General features: G+C 62.6%; 1 protein-coding gene. It reads left to right on the top strand.

The window, feature by feature from the left end; genetic code table 11:
• Positions 1-546, top strand: a 546-nt coding sequence (locus tag AACM45_RS20340; RefSeq protein ID WP_339145047.1) for a condensation domain-containing protein, incomplete at both ends; no start/stop codon positions are given.

Genomic DNA, 546 nt, shown 5'->3' with positions numbered 1-546 from the left:
CCCCCTGTCGTTTTCCCAGCAGCGGTTGTGGTTCATCGAGCAGTACGAGGGGGGCACCAATGCCTATCACATGCCCTCGGTGTTCGAGCTTGCCCCGGGCACTGATCGTACCGCGGTGGAGCATGCCCTTCAGGGCGTGGTCGCCCGTCACGAGGTGCTCAGGAGCACGGTCCGCCAGGGTGATGGGGAGGATGGGGTTCAGGTGGTCCATGATGTCCCGCTTGCAATCGATTGGGTGGCCGTGGACACGGAGGAGCAGCTCGATTCGATGCTGCAGGAGGACATCGACAGGCCCTTCGACCTCTCATCGGACTACCCGATCAGGGCGAGGTTCTACGGCCTGGGCACCGACCGGACGTTCCTTCTTGTGAACACGCACCACATAGCGAGCGACGGCTGGTCCGCGGAAGTGTTCCTGCGCGAGCTCTTTGAGCACTACAGGGCCCATACCGAGGACAGGGAGGTATCCCTTCCGGTGCTGGATATCCAGTACCGGGACTATGCGCTCTGGCAGCGTTCGTACCTGACGGGCAAGGTGCTCGAGGA

This window comes from Croceitalea sp. MTPC5, from assembly GCF_036985505.1.
Classification (GTDB): Bacteria; Bacteroidota; Bacteroidia; order Flavobacteriales; family Flavobacteriaceae; genus Croceitalea.
This window is presented reverse-complemented; position numbering and strand designations above follow the sequence as displayed.